Origin of the sequence: Bacillus sp. JJ675, from assembly GCF_036963165.1 — a bacterium.
Taxonomy (GTDB): domain Bacteria; phylum Bacillota; class Bacilli; order Bacillales; family Bacillaceae; genus Bacillus; species Bacillus glycinifermentans.
Genome location: NZ_JBALMR010000077.1, coordinates 13,054 through 36,918, shown reverse-complemented (window position 1 = coordinate 36,918; position 23,865 = coordinate 13,054). Strand labels below are relative to the sequence as shown.

Annotated in this window: 29 protein-coding genes; all 29 read left to right on the top strand. The window is 36.3% G+C overall.

Translation table 11 applies throughout. From position 1 onward, the window contains the following. Positions 1 to 461: hypothetical protein (locus tag V7126_RS19585; RefSeq protein WP_335498451.1), on the top strand; the 461-nt coding region annotated here is incomplete at its 5' end. Between the two features lie 30 nt (positions 462 to 491). Beyond that, positions 492 to 3,266, top strand: a complete 2,775-nt coding sequence (locus tag V7126_RS19580; protein ID WP_046132672.1) for a hypothetical protein — start codon at positions 492 to 494, stop codon at positions 3,264 to 3,266. Beyond that, positions 3,263 to 4,063, top strand: a complete 801-nt coding sequence (locus V7126_RS19575; protein WP_046132673.1) for a hypothetical protein — start codon at positions 3,263 to 3,265, stop codon at positions 4,061 to 4,063. Before V7126_RS19580 ends, V7126_RS19575 begins: the two co-directional genes overlap by 4 nt. A 105-nt stretch (positions 4,064 to 4,168) precedes the next feature. Continuing rightward, positions 4,169 to 4,444, top strand: coding sequence for an HU family DNA-binding protein (locus V7126_RS19570; protein ID WP_006640182.1), 276 nt, complete (start codon positions 4,169 to 4,171; stop codon positions 4,442 to 4,444). Between the two features lie 944 nt (positions 4,445 to 5,388). After that, the gene (locus V7126_RS19565; protein WP_046132674.1) at positions 5,389 to 5,619 is read left to right on the top strand and encodes a hypothetical protein; all 231 of its coding nucleotides are present in this window, start codon (positions 5,389 to 5,391) and stop codon (positions 5,617 to 5,619) included. A gap of 65 nt (positions 5,620 to 5,684) precedes the next feature. Next, positions 5,685 to 6,200: a hypothetical protein gene (locus V7126_RS19560; RefSeq protein ID WP_046132675.1), complete on the top strand. Its 516-nt coding sequence runs from the start codon at positions 5,685 to 5,687 to the stop codon at positions 6,198 to 6,200. A 644-nt stretch (positions 6,201 to 6,844) separates the two neighbouring features. Beyond that, a complete protein-coding gene (locus V7126_RS19555; protein ID WP_046132676.1) occupies positions 6,845 to 7,036 on the top strand; it encodes a YonK family protein in 192 nt (63 codons plus the stop codon). Between the two features lie 12 nt (positions 7,037 to 7,048). Beyond that, the gene (locus V7126_RS19550) at positions 7,049 to 8,239 is read left to right on the top strand and encodes a metallophosphoesterase family protein (RefSeq protein ID WP_046132677.1); all 1,191 of its coding nucleotides are present in this window, start codon (positions 7,049 to 7,051) and stop codon (positions 8,237 to 8,239) included. 23 nt (positions 8,240 to 8,262) lie between these two features. Then, positions 8,263 to 8,394, top strand: a complete 132-nt coding sequence (locus V7126_RS19545; protein WP_269082062.1) for a hypothetical protein — start codon at positions 8,263 to 8,265, stop codon at positions 8,392 to 8,394. Between the two features lie 125 nt (positions 8,395 to 8,519). After that, positions 8,520 to 9,452, top strand: a complete 933-nt coding sequence (locus V7126_RS19540) for a hypothetical protein (RefSeq protein ID WP_046132678.1) — start codon at positions 8,520 to 8,522, stop codon at positions 9,450 to 9,452. Next, on the top strand, positions 9,436 to 11,205 hold the full coding sequence (locus tag V7126_RS19535; RefSeq protein WP_335498445.1) for a terminase large subunit domain-containing protein: 1,770 nt from the start codon (positions 9,436 to 9,438) through the stop codon (positions 11,203 to 11,205). Before V7126_RS19540 ends, V7126_RS19535 begins: the two co-directional genes overlap by 17 nt. Before the next feature lie 17 nt (positions 11,206 to 11,222). Further along, a complete protein-coding gene (locus V7126_RS19530) occupies positions 11,223 to 12,743 on the top strand; it encodes a hypothetical protein (RefSeq protein WP_046132680.1) in 1,521 nt (506 codons plus the stop codon). Positions 12,744 to 12,776: 33 nt separating this feature from the next. Continuing rightward, positions 12,777 to 14,216: a hypothetical protein gene (locus V7126_RS19525; RefSeq protein WP_046132681.1), complete on the top strand. Its 1,440-nt coding sequence runs from the start codon at positions 12,777 to 12,779 to the stop codon at positions 14,214 to 14,216. Positions 14,217 to 14,241: 25 nt separating this feature from the next. Then, positions 14,242 to 14,844: a hypothetical protein gene (locus V7126_RS19520; RefSeq protein WP_046132682.1), complete on the top strand. Its 603-nt coding sequence runs from the start codon at positions 14,242 to 14,244 to the stop codon at positions 14,842 to 14,844. 44 nt (positions 14,845 to 14,888) lie between these two features. Further along, the gene (locus V7126_RS19515) at positions 14,889 to 15,905 is read left to right on the top strand and encodes a hypothetical protein (RefSeq protein ID WP_046132683.1); all 1,017 of its coding nucleotides are present in this window, start codon (positions 14,889 to 14,891) and stop codon (positions 15,903 to 15,905) included. A gap of 34 nt (positions 15,906 to 15,939) precedes the next feature. Then, the gene (locus V7126_RS19510) at positions 15,940 to 16,410 is read left to right on the top strand and encodes a hypothetical protein (RefSeq protein WP_046132684.1); all 471 of its coding nucleotides are present in this window, start codon (positions 15,940 to 15,942) and stop codon (positions 16,408 to 16,410) included. Positions 16,411 to 16,421: 11 nt separating this feature from the next. Then, positions 16,422 to 16,820 carry a hypothetical protein gene (locus V7126_RS19505; RefSeq protein ID WP_046132685.1) on the top strand — a complete coding sequence of 133 codons (399 nt, stop codon included), beginning with the start codon at positions 16,422 to 16,424 and terminating at the stop codon, positions 16,818 to 16,820. After that, on the top strand, positions 16,817 to 17,059 hold the full coding sequence (locus V7126_RS19500; protein ID WP_052948568.1) for a hypothetical protein: 243 nt from the start codon (positions 16,817 to 16,819) through the stop codon (positions 17,057 to 17,059). The genes V7126_RS19505 and V7126_RS19500 overlap by 4 nt, the downstream gene beginning before the upstream one ends. Beyond that, a complete protein-coding gene (locus tag V7126_RS19495; protein ID WP_046132686.1) occupies positions 17,046 to 17,705 on the top strand; it encodes a hypothetical protein in 660 nt (219 codons plus the stop codon). Before V7126_RS19500 ends, V7126_RS19495 begins: the two co-directional genes overlap by 14 nt. Beyond that, a complete protein-coding gene (locus tag V7126_RS19490) occupies positions 17,702 to 18,232 on the top strand; it encodes a hypothetical protein (protein ID WP_046132687.1) in 531 nt (176 codons plus the stop codon). Before V7126_RS19495 ends, V7126_RS19490 begins: the two co-directional genes overlap by 4 nt. Beyond that, positions 18,229 to 18,948: a hypothetical protein gene (locus tag V7126_RS19485; protein ID WP_065894420.1), complete on the top strand. Its 720-nt coding sequence runs from the start codon at positions 18,229 to 18,231 to the stop codon at positions 18,946 to 18,948. The genes V7126_RS19490 and V7126_RS19485 overlap by 4 nt, the downstream gene beginning before the upstream one ends. 44 nt (positions 18,949 to 18,992) lie before the next feature. After that, positions 18,993 to 19,799 carry a hypothetical protein gene (locus tag V7126_RS19480; RefSeq protein ID WP_046132689.1) on the top strand — a complete coding sequence of 269 codons (807 nt, stop codon included), beginning with the start codon at positions 18,993 to 18,995 and terminating at the stop codon, positions 19,797 to 19,799. Between the two features lie 39 nt (positions 19,800 to 19,838). Continuing rightward, positions 19,839 to 20,282 (top strand): hypothetical protein, encoded by a 444-nt coding sequence (locus V7126_RS19475; protein ID WP_052948569.1) that lies wholly within the window; start codon positions 19,839 to 19,841, stop codon positions 20,280 to 20,282. A gap of 88 nt (positions 20,283 to 20,370) precedes the next feature. Beyond that, positions 20,371 to 20,736: a hypothetical protein gene (locus V7126_RS19470; protein ID WP_046132690.1), complete on the top strand. Its 366-nt coding sequence runs from the start codon at positions 20,371 to 20,373 to the stop codon at positions 20,734 to 20,736. Positions 20,737 to 20,738: 2 nt separating this feature from the next. Then, positions 20,739 to 22,394 carry a hypothetical protein gene (locus V7126_RS19465; protein ID WP_046132691.1) on the top strand — a complete coding sequence of 552 codons (1,656 nt, stop codon included), beginning with the start codon at positions 20,739 to 20,741 and terminating at the stop codon, positions 22,392 to 22,394. A 12-nt stretch (positions 22,395 to 22,406) separates the two neighbouring features. After that, the gene (locus tag V7126_RS19460) at positions 22,407 to 22,724 is read left to right on the top strand and encodes a hypothetical protein (RefSeq protein ID WP_046132692.1); all 318 of its coding nucleotides are present in this window, start codon (positions 22,407 to 22,409) and stop codon (positions 22,722 to 22,724) included. After that, entirely contained in the window at positions 22,721 to 22,912 is a 192-nt protein-coding gene (locus tag V7126_RS19455; protein WP_046132693.1) for an XkdX family protein, read from the top strand. Before V7126_RS19460 ends, V7126_RS19455 begins: the two co-directional genes overlap by 4 nt. Before the next feature lie 38 nt (positions 22,913 to 22,950). Continuing rightward, on the top strand, positions 22,951 to 23,433 hold the full coding sequence (locus V7126_RS19450) for a hypothetical protein (protein ID WP_046132694.1): 483 nt from the start codon (positions 22,951 to 22,953) through the stop codon (positions 23,431 to 23,433). Then, positions 23,433 to 23,852: a hypothetical protein gene (locus V7126_RS19445; RefSeq protein ID WP_046132695.1), complete on the top strand. Its 420-nt coding sequence runs from the start codon at positions 23,433 to 23,435 to the stop codon at positions 23,850 to 23,852. Before V7126_RS19450 ends, V7126_RS19445 begins: the two co-directional genes overlap by 1 nt. Positions 23,853 to 23,865 lie beyond the last annotated feature (13 nt).

Below are 23,865 nucleotides of genomic sequence, written 5' to 3'. Positions count from 1 at the left end.
GGAGAAGCATGTTACTACATAATACAGAAGGATATACATTAACAAAAGACATTCAAATCAAAGAAAACGGTCATACATACATTAAACGAGAAGTATTAAACCGTGCTCTCAACATAGGTGAAGCAGCCTTTGTTGGTAATAGCAGGAACAAGATTAAGAGATTAAGTGAAAAAGAATATATGTTTATTAGAAAAGAACCTGTTACCAGTGAAAACACTGTTGTTTCAAAAAGGTTATTAAACAAATTAAAAGGATTGATCGAAGATGAATTTGGAGATGATATTTGTCTTTCTTCAGAAGAGAAAGTGAAACACGTTAAATTGATCATCAAGAGGAATCCTTGGATTGAAGATATGTCATTTATTTCTTGTCCATCCGATATGAGTAATGAAGATCTTCACTATTTGCTTGATCAGATTGCATCATACATAACTGAAATTGAATTATTTAAAACAAATTAAAAATACATAGTGTAAAAGGAGGGGTGCCTATTGGACAATCAACAATTTTATACATATAAATTTAATTCTTCGCGCCTAAAAGAATTTGGATACAACATTACTCTTTCTTTTCAAGAAGCACAGGAATACAACGAGGTAATTGCCTTATTTGATAATCAAATTTTAAGATCAATAAGAGACATTAAGAACGAAATCATCGATTATGCTTACCTTGAGACTCTTAACAAAGAGAAAGAGCATTTACAAAAACAAAAGCATTCTCAAGAAATCTCTAAAAGATTAAAAGAAATTCAATCAGAAATCAATGAGATGCTTTTCGTACCAGAATACATAACGATCAAAATGGATCACAACAGCCATTATAGAGACTTACATAAAAATGGATTGATCTTAAATAACAAACGGTTTGTCCGCTTCTCTTCTTCTGCAGGTCAAGCAAGAGTGTCCACTGTCGTATTTATCGAAGAAGAGACCTCCAAAAGACTTAATGAAATCCTGGATAACGGAAGAGATTTAAATAAAGCTCTAGTCCCTTCTAAGTTTAATGCTTATAAGGGATTGGCTGGCAGCGCCACTCAAGTAGTTAGCGCTCCCCGGTTTTGTTTAGTCCCTGATTATTATAGCGACACTAAAGTAAAAGTAAACTTTGTGACAGAAACAGATTATGAAGATGATGACATTATCGAAGTTAAAGATATTGTTGAATCATTTAACCGTTTTGATGGCCAAGGCTTGATTAGCTATGAGATGGCGAAAAAATGGGCAGATGAATTAGGCTTAGATTATGTACCTGCACAATGGTGTATCAGACAGAACTTCATCAAAGGAATGCTTAACACCTTCCCCATTCATGAGTTTTGTGAAAAAGTCAATAACGGCAATTACAGAATAAGAACTTCATATAAGGACGGGAATGGGAAACCAAAAATTGTTGACTTAAGAGACATCGATGTAATCCTTACCGAAAGCCAATTTAAACTTTGGGACAGCTTCCCTTCTATTGAAGTTTACGAACATAATTGCGAAAAGAACAATTTGAAATGGGGAGTATCACTGCATAGTCCTAAAAAAGATAAAGACATTTTGAAAATGAACTATCAATTTTTGCAGACACTGAACCTTAACAACGAGGACATTGAAATGATATGTGAGAAGTTTGTAAATTGGATTACTGGTGTTAATTCAGGGAACATATATTACACCATTCTGTTCTTGCTTGGAACTGACGTTACAGACGAAAAAATCATGAATTACTTAGAGAAATCTGAAAATCATTGGGTTAAGTCCTTAATCGTGAACCCCAATTTAATCAATGACAAATACATAAAAAAGAAAATATATGACCTTATGAAAAAGAAAATCCAACGTGGCTGCTTAGGGGATATTATCTTAGACGGGAACTTTCAAACACTTGTCAGCGACCCCTATGCAATGATGCAGCACGTTTGTGGCTTAGAGGTAACAGGGCTTTTAGGTAAGCGTGAATACTACTCAAATTATTGGAATCAAAAAGGGGTCAAATATGTTGACAGTATGCGCGCTCCCCTCACCTATCGCAGCGAACATTTGATTTTGAATCTTAAGCGAAATGAGGATTTGGATTATTGGTACAGATACAATTACACAGGCATCATTGTGAATGTGCATGGATCTGAAACAATGAATTGGGCTGGTAGTGATTTTGACTATGACATTATTGCAACCACGTCCAATGAAACAGTATTAAGAGGGGTTTATAAAGATGAGCTGCCAGTTGCATACACCCCTCCCACTTCGACTAAAAAGGTTTTAACAGAGGAAGATTTGTTTAATGCAGACCTGTTTTCGTTTGGGTCAATCATTGGCTCGATAACAAATAAAAGCACGAGTGGATATGCCCTTCTTTCGCAATTAGACGTTGATTCTGATGAATATTTGACTACATTGAACCGTGTAAAGATGTGTACGAAATTGCAAAGTGCTCAAATTGACAAAGCAAAAATTGGGAGAGAAGTTAAAGGGATTCCTTCCCGTTGGATCAATTATCAAAAGATCAAAAAAGATGATCCGGAGAAAATAAAACTGGAAAAGGAATTTCACAATAAAATCTTATTGGATAAGCATCCCTACTTCTTTATTTATTTGTATAAAGGCACAAAGAATAAGTATAAAAAACATGTCAAAACCTACGATATCACTTGCAAGCAGAAGTTTGGAATTAGCCTTGAGGAGCTAAGGAAAGTAAAACGAAAGACAAAGGAGCAACATGAATTCCTTAAGCTATTTGAAAGGTTTAACCCTGTGATTGAGAGCGACTGTGTAATGAATAGGCTATGTAAATACATTGAATCTGTTGATTTCGGTATAAGAAGCATTGTAAACAAGGATGTTGACTATGAGATTTACAAGCTTTACATGGACGACACTATTGATTTTGATGAATCGCGTTACAAAAAAATAATGAAAGCATACCAAAAACATAAGAAGAGCATTAATCAATCCTTTTCATTTGGAACAAGTAATGAATCTGATAAGAATCTCTATGATGCTGAGCTCTGTAACAATTTCTCAAACTCCCTAGAATTATTCAAGCAAAAAATCAATGATATCTGCTCCAATGTTTATGAAGCAGTTAATTACCTTATTCGCTTATTCTATGTTGATGAGAAGAGCTCCAATAAAGAGATTCTATGGCATTTATACGGCCAATACATATTTGAAAACGTAAAAAGAAAGCAAGACAGTTTCCACATCCCTGTTTTGGATCAAGACGGAGATATTAATTACCTTAATAAACACTATTCATTAAGAAAGGTGTGTCTATGATAGACAAATTTAAGTTTAAAGAGAAAGAATATGCAGAAGCAATTATTGAAAATGGATTTATTTCAAAAAACCTGAATTATGAATTGAAGCTATTGGCCAAGTATTATAAAGAATTAGGATATAAACCTAAAAAACGAGAAGAACTCCTTTATGATTTCTGTGAAAAAAACATAGAGAATTTTAGCCGGGTGCTATATTACAAAAAAATTAATACAGTACTCAATCATGCAAGAAAAAAAGAAAATATTTTAATCAATATAGATGAAATTGATATAACCGAGAATGAACTTCGATTTATTGATTCTTTAGATATCAACCATCAACAAAAAAAGCTCTGCTTTACCCTTCTCGTCTTAGCAAAATTATATTCGACAGTTCATCACATCAAATACGGGGAGCATACAACAGAACACTATTTTGGCGGAAACAACAAAAGATACAAAGAACTTATAGATGCTTCTCATACTTCGCTAACTGCCAACAAGCTGCATCAAAACATTGGAGAGTTGGCCACGAAAGACATTGTTGAGATTCGAAATAAAGGATTCATTAAATTAAGTTTTATCTATGGTATTGAACCTGGCGGAGAAACGGCTATCAAAATAAGATCGTTTGACAGTATCGGCCTTTATTATGATCTGCACACTGATCAAAAGAAAGTTAAACCATGTGTCAATTGTCAAACCCCATTTAGATTTAAAAGTAACAAATCTAAATACTGCCCTTTTTGTGCATCCGTTATAGCAAAAGAAAAAACAAGGGCAAGAGTAAGAAAATATCGAAATGTAACGCTTTAGAAAAACGCTAAAACCCTTGATATATAAGCGTTTTTGAACCATACATAAATTTTTATTATATGGAAGGATACATAAAATTAAACTTACATTTAGGAGGAAATAAGAATGAATAAAAAAGAACTAATTGGTGCAGTTGCAGAGGCTACAGGACTAACAAAGAAAGATGTGGAATTGGTTGTTGACTCAACATTTGATGTAATCACATCTGCTCTAAAAGATGGTGAAAAAGTTAAAGTGCACGGTTTTGGCAGTTTCGAAGTGCGAGAGCGTGCTGCACGCAAGGGGCGTAACCCTCAATCAGGGGAAGAAATTGAAATCCCAGCAACAAAAGCACCAGCATTTAAAGCTGCTAAAGCTCTTAAAGATGCTATCAAACAATAATTAAAAGGAGTTTGTTCATTTGCGATTTAGTTATGATGAATTGGAAAAGGTGATATGGAAAATTGCACAGAAGCGCAACATCGCGATCACCAAGGAACAAATTGAACTTTTCTTCGATTCCGAGGAAGAGTATATGAGGAGTATTGGGTTAATCCTTTCAGAATAATTACTCCTCTTTCCTCCACTTCAATTTGAAGTGGGTCGGATAATAGTCATTTGCGAGGGATCGAGGTTAGCTTGGTCGCCTGTATCTCTAGGAGACAGGCAAGTGGCTATTATCGGACGAAAACTGTCAATAAGACCTTTGCTACTAACTACTTTGTAGGGTGAACCCATCACAGTCTTATTATGGGCGACAGTTTTGTCTATAAATTAATTGCGGTGTACAGCTTCGGCTTACACTTTAGGTGAGGCGGATGCGTCTTCCTCCCCTAAAATACTGCCCTTCGACCATTCGAATGAGGCCACAAAATTTTTCCGGGTTAGCGATTTTTCTATAATCGTAAAATAAGTGAATAGGCTTGAGCGATTGATCACCGCTCCCATTTCACAGAAAAGGATTATTTTCGGTCTTGCCTTTTCAATACATATGCGGTGGCGGAATAAGGTAGACGCTAGGTGCAAATGAATCTCTTTGAGGAAAAGCCATCCATAACACGCTAAGTGAATCCATGGAGCATAAAGGGATGGCAGTATCCATGGACACATGCAAGGTGCAAATCCTTGCCCGCATACACAAAACCACGCTGCCCAGCCTTGAGGCGGCGGGTGTTAATATCCGATAGCGACGTCGGGTTCATTAATCATTGTCGCATGGCAGCCGCAGAGGCTATACCGCATGGGACGGGACGAGATGAATATCCCAACGCAATCAGAACGAGGCTGCTGAGAGTTGTCGGCAGTCTTTTTGTTTTTGCGTTAAATACGGTAAAAGGAGATGCTGCATGAAAAAAAGTTTAACATATGAGGAAGTTCGCGACTGGGTTATGTCCAATCCTTTTGGCGATCGAACGATGTCCCCTATCGCAATTAAGTATCGATATATGATTTCGTATATGGACGCTGCAAAATTCCTAGAACGACTTGAACAAGATGGCATTGTTAGTCAATGGGATGAAGTCGTGGGAAGTCCACGTACCATTTTAAAAACAAGTCAATCCAGCGGTAATGTGTAATAGTTGGCAATTTATCAAAATTATATTAAGATCAGTCTATAAACCCATAAAGGAGTCGATAGTAAATGACGAAAATCGCACTATTCGAGGCTCTTCCTTTAAGGAATACTATTTCTAAACGTATTCAGGAACTCTTGCAAGAACGTGACAGTGTTGCATATGTTGAGTATGATAAAGGTGAAGAATACATCAAACCTACAAAAAGTGTAGATCAAATCACATCTGAGCTGGAAGAGGCTAGAAAAGATTATCGAGATCTGGTAGTATTAATGTCCGAAGCCAACCTTAATGCTAAAGTTGTATGGGATGAAAAAGAATTGTCTATTACTGAAGCTCTTGAGTTAGCTCAGCAACTTAGAGGTGAAGCTAATAGACTTAAAAGCTACGGCCGTTCTAAAGAAACTGAACGATTATCATCTTACTCTGATGTTATTAGCTATCGTAAAGCAATGTTTGATCCTGAAAAAATGCAATCTAAAGGATTAAAACTTGAAAGAATGGCGAATCGCTTATCAAATGCAATTGAAAAAGCAAATCATAACTATGAAATTGAGTTTGAGGCTGCTGATAAGTATCTATAAATGCTGGGGTTTTACCTTAGCTATGAGGGTGAAACTGATTTTCACCTTGATAGCTGATGTAAAATCATCAGCACGGAGCATCAGAGAAGTAGAGAGCCGCCTTGGTTTGGAGCGTATCCGAACTGTAAGATAAAATTACAACATTTATTTGTAGGGTGGAAAACGGATAACGTTTAACAGCTTACGGTTCACGTGCTTTACGATTAAACGGACGTTAGATATTTAGTGTGGTCATATTTTGATGAAAAACTTTAACTCTGTTCTCTGTTGCTTCATTATTTAGCTCATCTACCATGCGTAGAAGGAGTTTCTGAAGGCGCTGCTAAAGCGTCTTTTGCTATTTCGGCTTACTTAAATTTTGCCGACTATAAAGGTTTTTGGCTAACCCGTAAGCAGCCATATTCCCTGTCGATCCGAAGGCTTGCGTTCCTCACGTGAGCTACTTACGTAGGTGAGATGGGGTTTTTATTTTTTGTAAATTCCTTCGGGTGTTTTCCCTCAACACCTATCCGATTTATTCATTTCTTATTATTCCCCTTCATCCCCTCTTTTCGGATTGGCCGATGTTATCGGATCATCGGACTTCCGAAGGAATTTATTTCAGTTATATATCAATTAAAAGGATAATAAGGAGGAAATTTTATATGGCAAGCAAAAAAGTTCATCAAGTTAATTTGAAAGGTTTTTTTGATATGGATGTAATGGAAATTACCGAACAAACCAAAGAAGCTGAGTATACTTACGATTTTAAAGAAATTCTTTCTGAGTTTAGTGGGAAAAACGTGTCAATCACAATTAAGGAAGAAAATGAACTTCCTGTTAAAGAAGATGAGTAGGATGGTGATTGAATGACAGCAGTTTTGAATCCCGCTCTTCAACGTGATAAAGATGAATCGTTTACTGATTACCACATTAGATTATTTAAAAATAAAGATACATACAATATTGATACAAAAACTATTGCAGAGCTGCTTAATAAGGAACATGGCTCTCATTATGATGAGAGTAAGTGGCGTAAAGATTATAAGCAATACGAGCGCTGGTATACTTATATAATGTCTAAAAACATTGACAAAGAAATTCAAGATAAATACGAAGAACTCTATATTGAATCTGAAAAAGCGAAAGTCAGGAAACGTGATCAAAATAGAGAATTTGCTAAAAAAATTCGTAACCAGGCTCGTTTTGAAAAGATTAAAGATGATGTAGTTGAAGCTATTTTAAACTTAGAATCAAAGCGACCACTCAATTTCACTTCCCCATCGCCTGTCGCAACTGAAAAGCATGGACTTGCTCTTTTTAGTGACTGGCATTTTGGAATGGAGATTGATAACCGAATTAACAAATTTAACAAAGAAATTTTCAATGAACGAGTGGAGCATTTAACAAGTAAAGTTATTGAATATGGAAGGTTGAATCACATTTCTACGCTGCATGTTGCAAACCTCGGTGATTTAATCAGTGGGCTCATTCATGTTTCAACGAGAGTGCAAGCAAATGAAGATGCTGTTGAACAAATTAAATATGTGTCAGAAACTCTTTCTGAAGTCTTGGCTAAACTTGCTTCTGAATTTCAAAACATTAAATTTTATAACGTTGCAGGAAATCATGGCCGCCTCTCCCCTTCTAAAAATGATGTTGGAATCAAGGAGAATTTTGAATACCTTATCAATTGGTATTTAGAAGCCAGATTAAGAGACATTGACAACATCTTTATTGAACCTGAGCAAGATGGTTTTATTCCAGCAAAAATCAATAATAGTGAAGTCGTTTTTGTTCACGGACACTATGATCGAGTTGATCAGTGTGTTACGCGCTTACCTCAATTATTAGGTTATATTCCTTCATACATATTCGGTGGGCATATTCACCACAATTATGAAAAAGAATACGGCAGCACGACCGTCGTAGTAAATGGCGCTTTAGTTGGTGCTGACGATTACGCAATGCAAGGTCGTTTTGGTACAAAGCCTTCTCAGAAATTCATGGTTTTTGATGATGAAGGCATTGAAGCTACATACATAATTCGTTTTACATGAGAAAAACTTTAGGAGGAATTCAAATGAAACTAAGAAGGTTTTTAATTGAAAAGTTGGCTGGAAATCGACCCGTAGCCCTAAATTTAAAAGTAAATGGAAAATTGGAGGTAGATAAAACAAAAGACGGTTTGTTTAAAAACATTCATTGTATCTGAATAAATCTTTAATTTTATTTAAAAACACCTTTTTAGAACGCCCAGTGTGATTGAGGTTTCTCCCATCCTCCCTATTGCTGGGCGTTTTATAAAACGTGTTTAACTTAAGTATTGGAGGTGAATTAATGGCTACACAAAAAATTATGTGCTCTTGTTGTGGGAAAGTTCAAGCACCCACTCAGTTTTACAAATCTGAATCATTATTTAATGCTGCCACTGGGAAGCTCACAGTTTGCAAAACATGTCTTCAAACTGAATACAAAAAAGATCCTGAAAACTTAAAACATGTACAAAGTATTTTACGCATGATTGATCGTCCTTTTATTTATGATATTTGGACAGCTTCAATTGACGAAGCAAAAACAAAATCTAAAAATGGCGATGCCAATGTTTTTGGTGTTTACATGAAAAACATTGGGATGAAAGATTTCATCGCTAAAAACTGGTCAGACAGTGAATATGATTTTGAAGATGATCAAGAACATACTACAAAAATGCTGCTCGCTAAAAGTAATGAAGATGTAACTCCAGAAGATATTGAGGAGTTTATTCAATTTTGGGGACGCGGTTTATCGGTTGAGGACTATTTGTGGCTTCAAAATGAGTACATTGATTTTACAAATCGGTATGAGTGCGATTCTAAAGGAATGGAACTGCTTATAAATCAAATCTGTCTTACAATGTTGGATATTCGTAAGCGCCGTGAAAATGGAGAGAAAGTCGATCAGCAACAAAAAACACTCCAAGACTTATTGGGTTCAAGTAATTTGAAGCCGGTTCAAGAATCAGGGGCTAGTGGCGTTGAGCAAGAGACCTTCGGAACATTGATAAAGAAATATGAAAACGAAAGGCCAATTCCAGAACCTGAGCCTCGCTGGAAAGATCCTGATAAGATCGGTAAGTACATAAAAGTATTTTTCTTAGGTCACTTATCAAGGATGCTTGGTATCAAGAATGAGTATTCAGATGAATATTGGAGCGAAATGCAAAAGCACACTGTTGAAGAGCCTGTAGATGATGAAGAAGACGAGGTAACAGAAAATGGCCTCATACAGTAACTTCACAACAGACCGTAAAAAACATAGTAAAGGTATTAACCTCTTCAATAAAGGCAGGAACTTCAACAAGAAATCTAAATCAGAAAGACTAATGGATGGTATTGGTGCTTGGGCTTCTTTTTATCGAGCAAATCCCCATCGTTTTGTAAAAGAATACTTAGGGATAACCCTTAAACTATTTCAATGTATTTTGATTTACATGATGGTACATAACCATTATTTTATGTATTTAGCTAGTCGTGGACAGGGTAAAACTTGGTTAACGTCGGTGTACTGCTGTGTTCAAGCCATACTATTTCCTGGCACAAAGATAGTCATTGCTTCAGGAACTAAAGGACAAGCAAGAGAAGTTATTGAAAAGATTGATGATTTGCGAAAAGAGTCTCCGAATTTAAGACGAGAAATTGAGGACTTAAAAACTTCAACTAATGACGCAAGGGTTGAATTTCATAATGGTAGTTGGATTAAAATTGTTGCATCAAACGACGGAGCTCGCTCAAAACGTGCAAACCTTTTGATTGTGGACGAGTTCAGAATGGTCGATATCGAGATCATCAGTAAAGTATTAAGAAAGTTCCTTACCGCTCCAAGATCTCCAAAATATCTTGAAAAAGAAGAATATGCTCATCTAAAAGAACGAAACAAAGAAATTTACTTATCATCCTGCTGGTATAAGGTTCACTGGTCATATAATAGATTTGTCACCTATTTTAATGCAATGATGAAAGGATCAAAATATTTTGTATGTGGCCTTCCTTATCAAATTGCCATTAAAGAAGGATTGCTTGATAAGGATCAAGTAAAAGACGAAATGTCAGAAGAAGACTTTGACCCAATTGGCTGGTCAATGGAAATGGAAGCATTGTGGTTTGGAGAATCAGAAAAGGCTTATTTTAAATTTGAAGATCTCGAAAAAAATCGAAAACTCGCCTCTCCCCTTTTCCCACCTGATTATTATGACATCATTAAAGATTCAAATTTTAAATTTGAAAATAAAAAACCTGGTGAACTAAGGCTAATTAGCAACGACATTGCTGGCATGGCAGGTAAAGATAATGACGCCAGTGTTTATACTATTTTCAGATTAATTCCAAATTCAAATGGTTATGATAGACACATTGTTTATATGGAGAGCATAGTTGGTGGACACACAGGTTCACAAGCAACAAGGATAAGACAATTATTTGAAGATTATTCATGTGACTATATTGTGCTAGATACTCAAAGCATTGGTCTAGGTGTATATGATGCTCTTTGTCAGCCTCTATATGATAAAGAAAGAGCTAAAGAATATGAACCACTCTCTTGTATCAATGACGAAAAAATGACTGAACGTTGCACGTATCAAAATGCCGAAAAACTCATTTACAGCATTAAAGGTAACGCTCAGTTAAATAGTGAGATTGCAGTTCTTCTTAAAGACGGATTTAAACGAGGAAAAATTAAAATCCCTATAAATGAAAATGAAGGTCGAGAGTATTTGAAGCGACTCAAGGGATACGAAGCCTTACCAGAAGAAACCAAGGCCAAATTTGTTTCATCTTATGTTCAAATCACCTTGTTGATCAATGAAATGATAAACCTTGAAGCTGAATACAGCGATAACGGACAAATCAAGCTAAAAGAACCTAAGAGTAAACGAAAAGACAGATATAGTTCCGTGGCGTATGGGAATTATGTTGCTACCCTTTTAGAACGAAAACTCAACAAACAAACAGAATATGACATTGATGATGATCTTGTCTACTTTTAAAAGAAATGAGGTGAATTATGGCTGGTATTAATAAAATCGATATTGAATCAGAGGAGTACCAAAAGCTGCTAAACGATTACAGTACCTATGTGTCTACTTTTGCATCTGGCTTCGTTTCTAACCTATTTTCTCAAGGTATTATAAGTGAAGTAGATGCTAAGCAGTTAAAAGAATACTTTTCTAACCCTGATAAGTTTCAGGAAGAGATAGAAAATCTTGCTCAATATTTCTATATTTCAACCGCTGAGATCCACCAACTTTTTGAGTTAATCGAAGCTCTCCCAACTTTGAATTATAAAATTGATTCCTTTGTGAAAAGCAAGTCCTCTGATAAGCACATCTCCCTTTTAAATAAATCCCTCCATAGAGTAAAACATAAAAGATTAACACGCGACTTGCTAAAACAAACTGCAGCAGCAGGAACACTCGTTGGAATTTGGCTAGGAGATGAAAAATCCCCCTACCCTTTTGTGTTCGACAGCGTTAAATATGTTTTTCCAGCTTTCAGAAGAAATGGTGATTGGGTTTGTTTAATCAATATGGAGTATTTCAGCAACTTCAAAGAGGACTATAGAAAAGAGTTGCTAAACAGCTTTTCCCCTTTCATTAAGAATTCAGATTATGAAAACTTCCTAAAAGATCGTGAGAAATACAGATATAAGGAACTCCCACAAGAACGGACATTCCCGCTTCGAACCGGAACTTTAAAAAGGAATCAAGGGTTAGGTACATCTTGGGTAACACCAGGTTTATATGATGTTCTACATAAGAAGAAACTTAAAGACGTTGAAAGAGCTATCGCCAATAAAATCATTAATGCAGTTGCTGTTTTAACCATCGGGACTGATAAAGTTAAAGGCGAGTACACAAATCTTAAGCTTCCAAGACCAGTAAAGCAAAAAATTCATTCTGGAGTGAAGGCTGCTTTAGAAAAAAACAATAGAGATGGAGTTACAGTCGTTTCCATCCCCGACTTTGCAAATTTGGAGTTCCCGGATGTAAAAGCCGATGGATTAGACGGAACAAAATTTGATCACATCAACAGTGACATACAATCTGCTTATGGTTTATCAGGATCTTTGCTAAATGGTGATGGCGGCAACTATGCAACTTCCTCATTAAACTTAGATACCTTTTACAAAAGAATTGGCGTCTTAATGGAGGAAGTTGAACAGGAAGTATATCAAAAACTCTTTAACCTTATCCTTCCTGCAGGTCAAAAAGATAATTATTACATGAACTATGACAAAGATAAGCCTTTAACTCTTAAAGAAAAGATGGACATTCTCATTAAGCTTAATGATAAAGGTTGGTCAATTAAACATGTAATCGACAATATTGCAGGCGTGTCATGGGAAAGTTATTTGGAACAAACTTTATATGAAACAGATGAATTGAATCTTCAAGATAAGATAAAGCCTTATCAAACATCCTATACATATACAGGCAATGAAGCTGGACACCCTGTTGTAGATGAAAGTACTAATGAAAACACTATTAAATCTGCAACATCAAATGGAAACAGCTTACCAGACTAATTTGCAATGTTTTGAAAGGAGGTGAATAAACGTTTGGCCAAAGAGCAAAAGAAAAAAGTTTTTCAATTGCAGCTAAATGAGATAAAGAAAACAGATGATCCCACAAAGCTCCCCTGCACTTTTATCATTTTTGACTTTGAGGCATCTCATAACAATACAGTCATTTCTAAGGAAGTTGCTTTGGACGCCTCCCCTACTATTATCAATAAGCCTATTGTTGCAAAATACCATGAGGTTGAAGAAAACAACACTGCTACTGATGCTCTTGGATCTCATGAAGCATATTTAGGCACTGATAAACACGGTGAACTTGAAGTAAAGACGGATACCACCCCAATCGGCGTGTTTACTTCTGAAGGATACATCATGGAGATCGATACTCCAGAAGGGAAAAAGGAAGTTTTGGCCGCCGATGCAGTTTTATGGAGTTCGCGTTTCAGCGATGCCTGTGAGCTTTTATTGGAATGGTATTCGCGGGGCATCAATATAAACACAAGCTGTGAAATTCTATACTCAAATTACTCTGTTAAAGATGGAATAGAGTACATTGAAACACCTATTTATTTAGAAGGTCATGCGATCTTGAATTCTGAGAAACGAGGAGAACACGATATCGTCCTCCCTGCTTATGATTCATCTCGTTTAGTGAGCTTTAATGAGATGGTAAAATTCGAGAAATTAATAGCGCAAGCCGCTATCCAAGAAAAACAAAAGGAAGGTGAAAAAGTGGATAAATTTAAAAAAGTCTTTGAGTTATCACATTCAGACATAAGAGCACTTATCTATAATCAGCTTGATCCAACTCTCGAATCAAATGAGGAATCATATATTGCTGATGTGTATGATTCATATTTTATTGTAAACATTTATAGTTGGTCTGAAGATAATTCTTACGACAAATATTACAAAATTAACTACACCAAAAATGGGGATACACTGACAATTGATTTGGACTCTAAAACAGAAGTCTTCTTAAAAAGAAACTGGGAAGAAGTTGTCCCTGAAGAAATTGTTAGTCAGTTAAATGAAAAAGACACAACAATTTCAGAGCTCTCTAATCAGTTTAATGAAATAAAAGAGAGTAAATCCAAGCTTGAAGAGCAGTTCAATGCGGCAAGTGAAAAGCTCGTTCAATTAAACTCTGTTGTAGAAGAGCTAAAACCTTTCAAGGAAAAACATGAAAAAGCAGAGTTCGAAAAAAGAGCTCAAGAAAAGAAAGAATTCTATAAGTCTAAATTTGAAGCTCTTAATGCTGAAGAGAAATATGAAACTGAAGAAGTTCAAAATCTTATTCTAGCATCTGCTAAAGACAACGAAGAAGCCGATAAAGCAGTTCTTCAATTGAATTCAATGTTGGTCGAACTTGTTGATCATGCAACTGATCAAGATGGAATTTTTATTAGAGAGATGTCCAGCAAACGTGAAAAATTACTAAAAGATGATGATTCGTTTGAATCGCGTTATTCATCTTAAAAAACTTAAAATGGAGGATTTATAAATGGCTACTAGACTACAAACTGCCCTCACAGAAGTAGGCACCCACACTACTGGTAACTTGAATTCATTAAAAATCAAAACTCTTGCTCACGGTGCTAAGGTGTCTGGATCAGATATCGACAACTTTATGCTTGTGGAACTCGGTTTTGATGAAGAAGGAAATCGCATTGCAAAAAAACTTTCCGACAAAAAGCACAGAGCTTATTTAATTGCAGCTCCAGAAGTTCGTTATTTGGGCGAGTCCTTGACTGATTTCTATAATGCTAAAGGTGAACATGCTCGTATCGTTATTTTGGAACCAGGATACACACGTTTTGATGTTTCTGCTTTTTCTCTGAATGAAGGCGTCAAAGAAGTTAAACGAGGACAAGTGGCGCACTTTGATATTAAAACTGAAAAATACATTTTAAGTGACCCCGCTTCACCACATGCTGACTTTGCAGACTCTTCTGCTAAATTCCTTGTTGTAAACAGCGAGGATGATCTCCAATACACAATGGGACAAAAGCTCGTACGTCTCGAAGTAATCACAGGATCAGAAACAGGATTAGTCCCAGGAACAAGTGTAGAAACTCAAACTAAAGCCGTAGACATTGGTGATTAATACATAAATTTGAACAAACACTTATTTGAAAAGGAGTACGTTATATGAAACTTGACACTGTAAAAATTAAAGGCTTATTCAGCCGTGTGGTTAACAATAAGATGGAAGCCACAGATAAATCAGACATCGAAACTTATATTAAAAAAGTATTTGGTGATGGAACTGTAACTCCTGACCCTTCCATGTTGCATCAGTTTAATACACTTGTTGTCCAACAGGCTGATGAGATCGCAAAACCGATGGTAACGAATCTTCTTTCGTTATTTGCAAATCTCGAACAAGAGAAGCCAGGGAATCTAAAACTAATCAAAATCCCTAAGAAAAACAAAGCAAAAGTGATTTGGTCTGCTAGTGGATCAGGCGTTGATCTGGTTCGAGTTGAAGGTCGGGAAAATGTACCTGCTGTTCCTCGTATACTATCTACTGGTTTTTACTATGAACCGCTTGATCTTGTAACTGATTCTGTCGAGTATTTCAACAAATTAGTTAATGACATTGCCAATGCAAAAGTTCGTTTGTATTTGGATAATATTCATCAATTAACGGCTGCTGCTATTGCTAAAGGGAAAATTCCGCCAAAAAACGTGGCTGTTGGTTCAAACCTTACATTACAAAAATATTATGAAGTTGCTTCAGTTCTTCAACGTTATGGAGGTAGGCCAGTATTTGTTGGAGACTCCCTTCTTATTGATTACTTTGCTTTCCAACAAGCTACAGATTCTACATATAAAAACCTTCTAACTGATGGCATTAAAAATGAGCTTCTAACTGCTTTAAACCCTACTACAATTGGAAGAACTACTGCAGTAAACCTCACAAACCCATTCACTGATGAAACTAACTCAAAAGTTGAGTTGCCTGTAAACAAAGGTTATATGTTTGCTGGTGGAGTGTCACAAAAACCATTCTCTATCGTTGAGTACGGTGGACTTAAACAGTTAACTGAACAGGATATTGAAGATGAAAGAATTAAAATGAAAATCACTCAATCTGCTTCTGTTAACCTTCTGTTTGGTGAAGCGATTGGAATTATCGAGGAACAAGCAGCAGTATCTATCTAAGTATTTATTTTAAAGGATAAACTAGGAGGAAATTATGTCTGATAAAGTTAAATTGGCTCGTTATAGAAACACTTCTTATTTTGTTGGGTACACTGGAGATGGTGGACTTAAACAATTCACTTGGTCAGGTAGTAAAAATGGTAAGGCTGAGATCAAAGAAGTTCCTAGAGATGTTGTTGACTGGTTAACAATGAACAGCGTCTGCTTTGATAAAGGTGAATTGGTTATTGTCGATGAAGGTGATTCGACAAGAGAAATTAAGGAGTCTATTGTTAATGCGGAAGCATATACAAACAACACTCACACAAAAGAAGAAATCACAAAAATGATCAAAACAGGTAACATTGCACAGATGAAAAGTAAACTCGAAAAGATAACAGTTGACTCGGAAAAACAGTTTGTTATTGATGTTGCCTCTGAATTTAGTGATGATATCCCTGCTGGAAAACTTAAAGCATTAGCTGAATGGATGGGTGTCGAAGATCCTTCCTTGCTTTTTGACTAGGAGGTTCCATAATGACTTCTTATGATGAAATTTGGGAGTTCTTCTTGCTAAACTGCAAAACGTCTGATATCAATTTACCCACAGACGAAACTCTAATTTATAAGTCTATAAGGAATGCAGTTCTTCGATTCAACAACAGACTTCGCGACAAAAAATTAAAGTGTAACGATGAAACCGAAACAGTAGATAGAGTAATGAACGAGGACGATTTATTGATTCTCGTTCATTATTTACGTCTAATTTTTTTAACTAATGAACAGACTTTTTTCCAGACAACATGGCAGCCATTTGCAAAAGACGTTGGCGTTACTAACTATGGTACACAAATCAATTCATTAGGAAAGTCTATCGAAGAGCAAAAAGCAGAAATTGATCGCCTCATTATGAATACAGAGGTGGACTATTTATGAGCAACAAAAGTGTTTTTCAACCCTTTAATGAAGGACAGGCACCTTTCTCATTGCAAGAACACTGCATAAGATTAAGTAAGAAAAACAACTCTGTTCTTTATAAAGTAGAGCAATATCTAAATAAGAAAATGCTTGCTGATGCAGAACTGGCTGAAATTCGGGAAATTATTTTGGACGTGAGTGCTGAAATCGTAAGATTAGGTCAATACCTATCCGGTGATTTGAATGAAAGACTTTAGGAATTATCATCAGATTGATACTAATAAAAAAATAGAACATGATGGAAAATTGATTTTTCAGGCTGGTCTAAAAGGATTTCAATCCGAGACTGTATCAATTGACGGGAAAGAATCGATACATTGTTTGATTACCTCGAAGTATTCCAATGGCGATGGAATGACTAAATACATTCTTGGACTGCCCGAAGATATCTATATTGGAGGAGTTGTTAAATGGGGTACTGAGCAATGGTTAATCAGTACATTCCCAAGCTTTAATAAAATTTATAAAAAAGCAGAAATTAGACTGTGCAACTCCTCAATAAAGATAACCACAAATGACAAATGGATTGATTCAGACAAGATAAGTGAAGTTACTGGTAAACCAATCAAAGTTAAAGTGCCTGGAGAAGTTATTGAAATACCCTGCATTTTTGAACGATCCACATCTATAAATGGGACTGACCTCGCTGTAAATCTCCCTGACGGCCAAGCGAACATCACAATTCCAAATGTAAATAACGACAAAATTAAAATTGGGCTCCTCCTCTCTTTCTTTGGTGAGGATTATCTTGTTAATGACATTGATTACTCTAAGGTTTATGGAGATCACGGCACAATAAAATTAATTGCTAAAAAGAAAGTCAGAGGTGATGGTAGTGCATGAGCAATATGGTTGAACACATGACCAAGATTTTCAGAACATTGATTAATGATTCTGAGCTCAACAGGCTTCTGTATTATAAGGACAACCCCCTCTCCCCTGACCTCCCTGATGTTCAGGACTTAGAAGGCTATGAAGTCGAAACAACTGTTGAAGAAGATGGAAAAGTCCGCATTATCCCCCCTATTTTCAAGACAATCTTCAAAAGAGCTCCCAAAACCGATGACATTACTGAATCACCAATCTGTAGAGTATGCATGTATTTGGGAAGTGGCTTATCAAAGCCCTCTAATCAAAGCTATTTGCTTATGGATCAAGACCTTCATATTGATGTCTACACTCATATTGAGACATATGAAGAAAATGAATTTAGATCTTTAAAAATTTTGGACAGGTTATCTGAGCTTCTTTTCAATAAAAATATCGCTGGCTTCGGAAAGGCTATGGCTCCTAAAAGAATGCTGATCGGAAACCCACCTGCTGGGTATTTGGGTTATAAAATGATTTTCACATTCGGAGCAATGAAATGAACGAAAATTCTCAAAAACTATTTATCTTAGGTATCCCCGTTGACACTCCTATTGGTAAGTGCCATTTCCTCAAAATGAAGGATTACAACGACTATGCGGCATACCTGAACTTAATAAAGATGAGCAAAAATGAGATTGTTTATAGATATAGCCAGCTTAATAAAAACGGTGAATTAAACGAGCTTATTGAAGAAATGAAGAAGCTACCTCTTTTTGATATCGTTAATCAATTACCAAATTTCAATGAGGCTTATTCTGAAGTGTTCCAAAAGGTCTTTCAGAATGAGGATATATTTGAATTAATTGATCGAGATAATTTCATTTCAATAAGAAAACTCATTATAGAAATGCACTGTCTCAAAGAAGAAAAGATTAGCCCAAACCCAGAAGTTCAACGAAGAATCGAGCAAAGCAAAAGATTAAAAAGACAAGAACAAGAGCTGCTTGAAGTGTATGACATGATTAGTTCAATTATGGCCTTTACAGGTGTCCCATACAAAGAAATTGCAGAGATGACAATGTATCAAATGTATATGACCTTTTATCGCATTGATAGGATCAAGGATTACGATACATCTATTTTATTTGCAACAGTATCCCCTGAAGCAGGTAAAAATATCAAACACTGGAGTGAACATGTTGACCTCTTTGAAGAAGAGAGTCATGCACTGACAGATGAACAAGTCAAAAACTTAAAAAGATTGCTTCAAGGCTGATTAATCATCAGTCTTTTTTTATTTAAATTCAAGGAGGATATTTAATGACCAAGAAAACAGTTATTCATGATACAGCAGATGTCTATTGGAAAAGAAAATCCGATGGACATGTAATTTCTGCTGCCGAAGCTCAATTGGCTTCTATTTCTCAATCAATTTCAGAAGAAGAGTTAAAAGGTGGTATTGGGAATAAAACTCTTTATCTCCTTCGTTCTGATAAGTCAATTGATGCAAAGGTTAAAAATGCATTCTTTGACATGGAATTCATGGCAATGACTCAAGGGGTTGCAATTGAAGAAAACAAATTCAATGTATTTGAACGTGAAGATGTAACAGTTGATACAGATAAGACAGTTAAACTACAGAAAACTCCTGTTGGTACGGTATCACTTAAAAATAGCAAAGGTGCAACTGTACAAGCTGAATTTAAAGATGGCGTAGTTACGGTTCCTGAAGGTTTTGCTAAAAAGGGAGATGTACTAACTGCAGTATACAAAGTTGAAGTAACTGGTGAAACAGTTGAAATCAACACGAACAAATTCTCTGAAATGTACGAGCTTGAATATCACACTATTGAGTATGATCCGGACACTGGTGTTGTTTATAGTGACCTCTATATTCAATTTGACAAAGTTGCACCATCTGGTGAATTTGAAATGTCTCTTGAAAATGGCTCTGCCTACACGCCGGAGCTTTCATTTAAGGTTCTTGCAGCAGACAGCAAAGGTAAAATTGGTAGGTTCGCACGAGTACCTCGGATTGAAACCGGCACACCTGTAACCCCCTCCCCTGCTCCAGATACAGGTTCAGATACAGAAACTCAAACTAAAGCTGTAGGTATTGGTGACTAAAATAATCAAAATTTAAAACATAAGTAAGGAGAGAATATATTGGCAAATCAATTTCTAAATGAAAGTAATGGTGTTTTTACTTCCTCAAGGGACAATGGGCAAGGTAAGCCTGTTACAGACGTTCATCTTTTAGGTATGGCTGATGGCATCCTTTCTCCACGTGTTATTCCAGAAACCTATCTTGAAAACGCAACGGTTAAAGCTGGAGAATCGGTTTATCTGAATATTGACGCCAAAGGAAACGGCCTGGGATTGGGTATTTATTTAAATCAAAAGACTAATCTTACCGTTAAGCTTACCTATATCATCCCTGGAACAAGTAACTACACAATTAAAGAGTATGAAGATGTGTTGACACTCCAAGACAATGATAGGGGTCTTAATAAAGTAGATGTTCTCTCTTCATCTCCACGAATCATGATTACAAACAGTGGAACTGCAGACGTCAGCATTAAAAGCCTGGTTATCACCCATTTTGCATAAAGCGAGACAAATGAGGGGACTTCTCCCCTCTCCTTTTTTATTTAAATAAAATACAAGTTTTATACAAATCAATGTAAGGAGGCTGTAGATGTCAGTTTGCGATTATAAGAAATTGCCTCGAAAAATTGAACCCTTAGTTACCCCCTTCACCTTTCACGATTCCGTCACTGAAGCCGGGGAAGGAGAAAAATTCATTGTTGGGTCACATCGAACACTAACAGTAGAGATTACAGGTGACTGCACTTCAAGAGAAGTTAAGTTTTATGCTGTCACTCAAGATGCGAAAAAGATCACTCTTGAAGGAATAAACTCTTCTAATCACATGTTTGGAGCAAGTACACTCGGCATTGATGAGATTTGGGAATTCGATATTGCTGGGAAAACCGCAATTCTATTTGAAGTAACAAAGATTAATGGTGGTTCAATTACCATCAAAGGAAATGCGGTGACATAACGATGGATAATCTCTCAAGAGCACAGAACAAAGAAAATGAAATTAAGATTGAAAACCTAAAAGGGACATTTTCTGGTTTTGAAAAACACAGTCTTGATACAGAAAAAGAATTAAAGTCAACAATCGATCAGCTTACAGACTTGATGAATTATCACATAAATAATAAATCAAACCCTCATAATGTTACATCAGAGCAAGTCACGATCATCAGTGACCCATCACCATTTCAAGATGCTTCTTACTCTGGAGATAACTATCCAATGGGAATTTCAACATTTCATCTCTCATCTGGTTCAACTGGATATCCAAGTTCCTATGGCGAGTGTTTAAATGTAAAGACAACTAAATATCGATTTGCTCAGCTTTTCTTTCATGCTGGTAATCGTGATGATCCAAGAATTTATCTTCGGCATTGGTATCCATCTACGGGATGGACAGAATTCATTACTGTCCCCTCTTCTTCTGATCTAGATTCTGCTTTAGCTGCTGCAAAAGCTTATACAGATGATCATGCGAATAACAAAGAAAATCCACATTCAGTTACAAAAGCTCAGGTCGGCCTCGGAAACGTTGATAACATACAGCAGGCAGCAAAGTCCGACTTTGATAAACACGATTCAGATAACACACGTCATATCACTTCTGATGAACGAAAAAAATGGAGCGCTGCTCAACTCTTTAAAATAACAGCCGATTCGGGCACGCAAAAAATAAACCTTACATCTGGAACGTTTTATGATGCTTTGAAAGACGTCGGAACTGTCTCTTTTTTTGGTACGAACGCTGTTACAGATTCCCCCTCCAAGAGTAGTCTTAGAGGAATGCAGTTAGTAGGACAAGCTGGAATAGGCATGGGATATGCGGCAGATGCAAGTGGCAGTGCCTGGTGGTTTTACTATAACGGAAATCAGACGGCAATTAACTGGATTCCTATAGAATCAACCACAGGAGCACAGGCAAGAGTTGATGTCCATGCGAAAAATACGACCATCCACGTTACACAATCGGAAAAAGACAAATGGAACGCTGGACAGCTATCTAAAATAACCAATGACGCCGGGGGTGTTTTTGTTTCGATTGGTGACACTGACGATTTTTACACCAAAATTGTTCAAAGTGGTAAACGGTTTGGAACATTTTACTCAACTGGCAAGCCAACAAATGCCCCCACTTCCCTATCAACGCGGGGATTTTTTCATTTTACCGTAGAAGATAGTGAGGGAAAAGGCACTTATGGTTACGTTGTGGCAATTGATTATAGGAATAATATGTATACAAATTATTTAGACCCTACCTTAGGCTGGCAGGGATGGAGTCGTGTTCTTTCTGATACTGATTTATCCCCCTCTTGGAACAACGTAACACTAATTAATGGGGTAAAACAGGACGCGAACTATCCATTGAAATTCTCTATCAGCAATAATATTCTGTGGCTCCGCGGAACTTTCGGCACATTGCCAGCTATAGGTACTTCTGTCGCTAAATTTACGAATAAACCGACACAACTAATCGATTTCGTTGTACCGACAATTGGATCTTATGGAACGGCTCGATTCGCTTTTACTACTGATGGAGATTTGAGATTTGATGGTATGATGGCAAATGATAACGCTAGTGTGACTCGTGTTTCATTTAATGTTGGAATTCCGCTATGGTAAGGAGGGATTAAAATGCATGTTCTTTTTTATGATGAGAATTTCAAATATGCTGGTGAAGGTGACATCGATGTTAACCTTGAAGCTGGCGAAAAACTTCCGCCTAATTGTACATCAACTTTATCTTCCGGTAATTTAATCGATCCTAAATACGATCCGGAAAAAGATAAGTGGATCGAAGCAGCTACACCAGAATATATCGAACAAATAAAACCGTCTAAACCTGCACCAAGTGAATTGGAATTATTGAAAAAACAAAACGCACTACTCTCCTATCAGCTAGCTCAAGTTCAAGCAGAAATTGAAAAATTGAAAGGTAGCGTCGCATCATGAAGTATCCTGATTATGCTACGATTAAACAATTTTATGATTGGGGCTGCTATGAAGACGATTCTATTATGAGAGATTACGTTGAGTGGGGTCATATTACTCCTGCTGAGTATGAAGAAATTACAGGCAGAAGTTATGATAAACCGTTCATTAATGTCAGTGTGGATTTAGGAATGTGTGTGACACCTTAAGAGGTGTTTTTATTTTGGATTTAAAAGGAGGAAGCATGATGACAACGCAAAAATTAACGCTCAGTCATATTAAAGAGGATAATAAAAAATACAATGAGAAGCAAAGAATTGAATTGAATGATCAATTTCACACTTATATTTATCCGAATTTCGATCCAACAAGAGTAAACAAAATGATCAAAACTCTTATTAAAGACTATGTTGAGATTCAGTCGGAAAAAGGAGTCAAGACTGACTTAGGCGCTGGAGATTTAGCTTATCTCTATACGGTTATTGAATTTAGTGATATTTGTGATATGCCTAAAACCTTGACATCTAAAGTTAAAATGCTTGAAGAAGTTGCTAAATCAGAGCATATCAGAACTATTCATGATTCATTCCCTGAAGAAAGTTTAAAAAAAGTTGAAGATGCTGCTAATGGTTTTGTTGATTTTATATCAAGAGCAGCAGATAAAAATGCAGACAAAATAAATGAAGATATCTTAAAAAAAGTTGAAGAGCTTACTCAAGAGGACAGATAATGGCGGCTTACAAAGATCTCGCCATTTTAGTTCAGAAAGAAGCTTTAAAGGCCATCCAACAGTCAAATAGCAGCACAAAGCAAACGTTAATTAAAACTGGAGAAGATCATGTTGAAACAGATGTTTATGACGCATATGATCCCCTAGTTTATGAACGGACGCATGAGTTAAAGAGCTCTTTTGTAACTGAGAATGAAGTAAACGGAATCTCATTGGATAACATTTGTGAAGATGATGGCCGTGATGTTGCAACGATTGTTGAAACTGGGCAAGGTTATCAGTTCCCTGATGAACATGGTTATGGATATGGAAAACCAAGACCTTTCATGGCTAATACTGCTGAATCTTTAAAGGATGGCCGCTTAGTTGAAGCTGTGTCCAGAGATGTGAACAGGCTCGGACATAAGACAATAAAATAGTCGGTGGTGGATT

Coding starts and splice junctions, on each gene's coding strand:
- V7126_RS19480 (WP_046132689.1), top strand. CDS start 18,993: ATGACCAAGAAAACAGTTATTCATGATACAGCAGATGTCTATTGGAAA.
- V7126_RS19570 (WP_006640182.1), top strand. CDS start 4,169: ATGAATAAAAAAGAACTAATTGGTGCAGTTGCAGAGGCTACAGGACTA.
- V7126_RS19555 (WP_046132676.1), top strand. CDS start 6,845: ATGGCAAGCAAAAAAGTTCATCAAGTTAATTTGAAAGGTTTTTTTGAT.
- V7126_RS19495 (WP_046132686.1), top strand. CDS start 17,046: ATGAAAGACTTTAGGAATTATCATCAGATTGATACTAATAAAAAAATA.
- V7126_RS19520 (WP_046132682.1), top strand. CDS start 14,242: ATGGCTACTAGACTACAAACTGCCCTCACAGAAGTAGGCACCCACACT.
- V7126_RS19560 (WP_046132675.1), top strand. CDS start 5,685: ATGACGAAAATCGCACTATTCGAGGCTCTTCCTTTAAGGAATACTATT.
- V7126_RS19575 (WP_046132673.1), top strand. CDS start 3,263: ATGATAGACAAATTTAAGTTTAAAGAGAAAGAATATGCAGAAGCAATT.
- V7126_RS19445 (WP_046132695.1), top strand. CDS start 23,433: ATGGCGGCTTACAAAGATCTCGCCATTTTAGTTCAGAAAGAAGCTTTA.
- V7126_RS19565 (WP_046132674.1), top strand. CDS start 5,389: ATGAAAAAAAGTTTAACATATGAGGAAGTTCGCGACTGGGTTATGTCC.
- V7126_RS19510 (WP_046132684.1), top strand. CDS start 15,940: ATGTCTGATAAAGTTAAATTGGCTCGTTATAGAAACACTTCTTATTTT.
- V7126_RS19485 (WP_065894420.1), top strand. CDS start 18,229: ATGAACGAAAATTCTCAAAAACTATTTATCTTAGGTATCCCCGTTGAC.
- V7126_RS19465 (WP_046132691.1), top strand. CDS start 20,739: ATGGATAATCTCTCAAGAGCACAGAACAAAGAAAATGAAATTAAGATT.
- V7126_RS19540 (WP_046132678.1), top strand. CDS start 8,520: ATGGCTACACAAAAAATTATGTGCTCTTGTTGTGGGAAAGTTCAAGCA.
- V7126_RS19500 (WP_052948568.1), top strand. CDS start 16,817: ATGAGCAACAAAAGTGTTTTTCAACCCTTTAATGAAGGACAGGCACCT.
- V7126_RS19470 (WP_046132690.1), top strand. CDS start 20,371: ATGTCAGTTTGCGATTATAAGAAATTGCCTCGAAAAATTGAACCCTTA.
- V7126_RS19530 (WP_046132680.1), top strand. CDS start 11,223: ATGGCTGGTATTAATAAAATCGATATTGAATCAGAGGAGTACCAAAAG.
- V7126_RS19450 (WP_046132694.1), top strand. CDS start 22,951: ATGACAACGCAAAAATTAACGCTCAGTCATATTAAAGAGGATAATAAA.
- V7126_RS19490 (WP_046132687.1), top strand. CDS start 17,702: ATGAGCAATATGGTTGAACACATGACCAAGATTTTCAGAACATTGATT.
- V7126_RS19545 (WP_269082062.1), top strand. CDS start 8,263: ATGAAACTAAGAAGGTTTTTAATTGAAAAGTTGGCTGGAAATCGACCC.
- V7126_RS19515 (WP_046132683.1), top strand. CDS start 14,889: ATGAAACTTGACACTGTAAAAATTAAAGGCTTATTCAGCCGTGTGGTT.
- V7126_RS19505 (WP_046132685.1), top strand. CDS start 16,422: ATGACTTCTTATGATGAAATTTGGGAGTTCTTCTTGCTAAACTGCAAA.
- V7126_RS19535 (WP_335498445.1), top strand. CDS start 9,436: ATGGCCTCATACAGTAACTTCACAACAGACCGTAAAAAACATAGTAAA.
- V7126_RS19550 (WP_046132677.1), top strand. CDS start 7,049: ATGACAGCAGTTTTGAATCCCGCTCTTCAACGTGATAAAGATGAATCG.
- V7126_RS19460 (WP_046132692.1), top strand. CDS start 22,407: ATGCATGTTCTTTTTTATGATGAGAATTTCAAATATGCTGGTGAAGGT.
- V7126_RS19455 (WP_046132693.1), top strand. CDS start 22,721: ATGAAGTATCCTGATTATGCTACGATTAAACAATTTTATGATTGGGGC.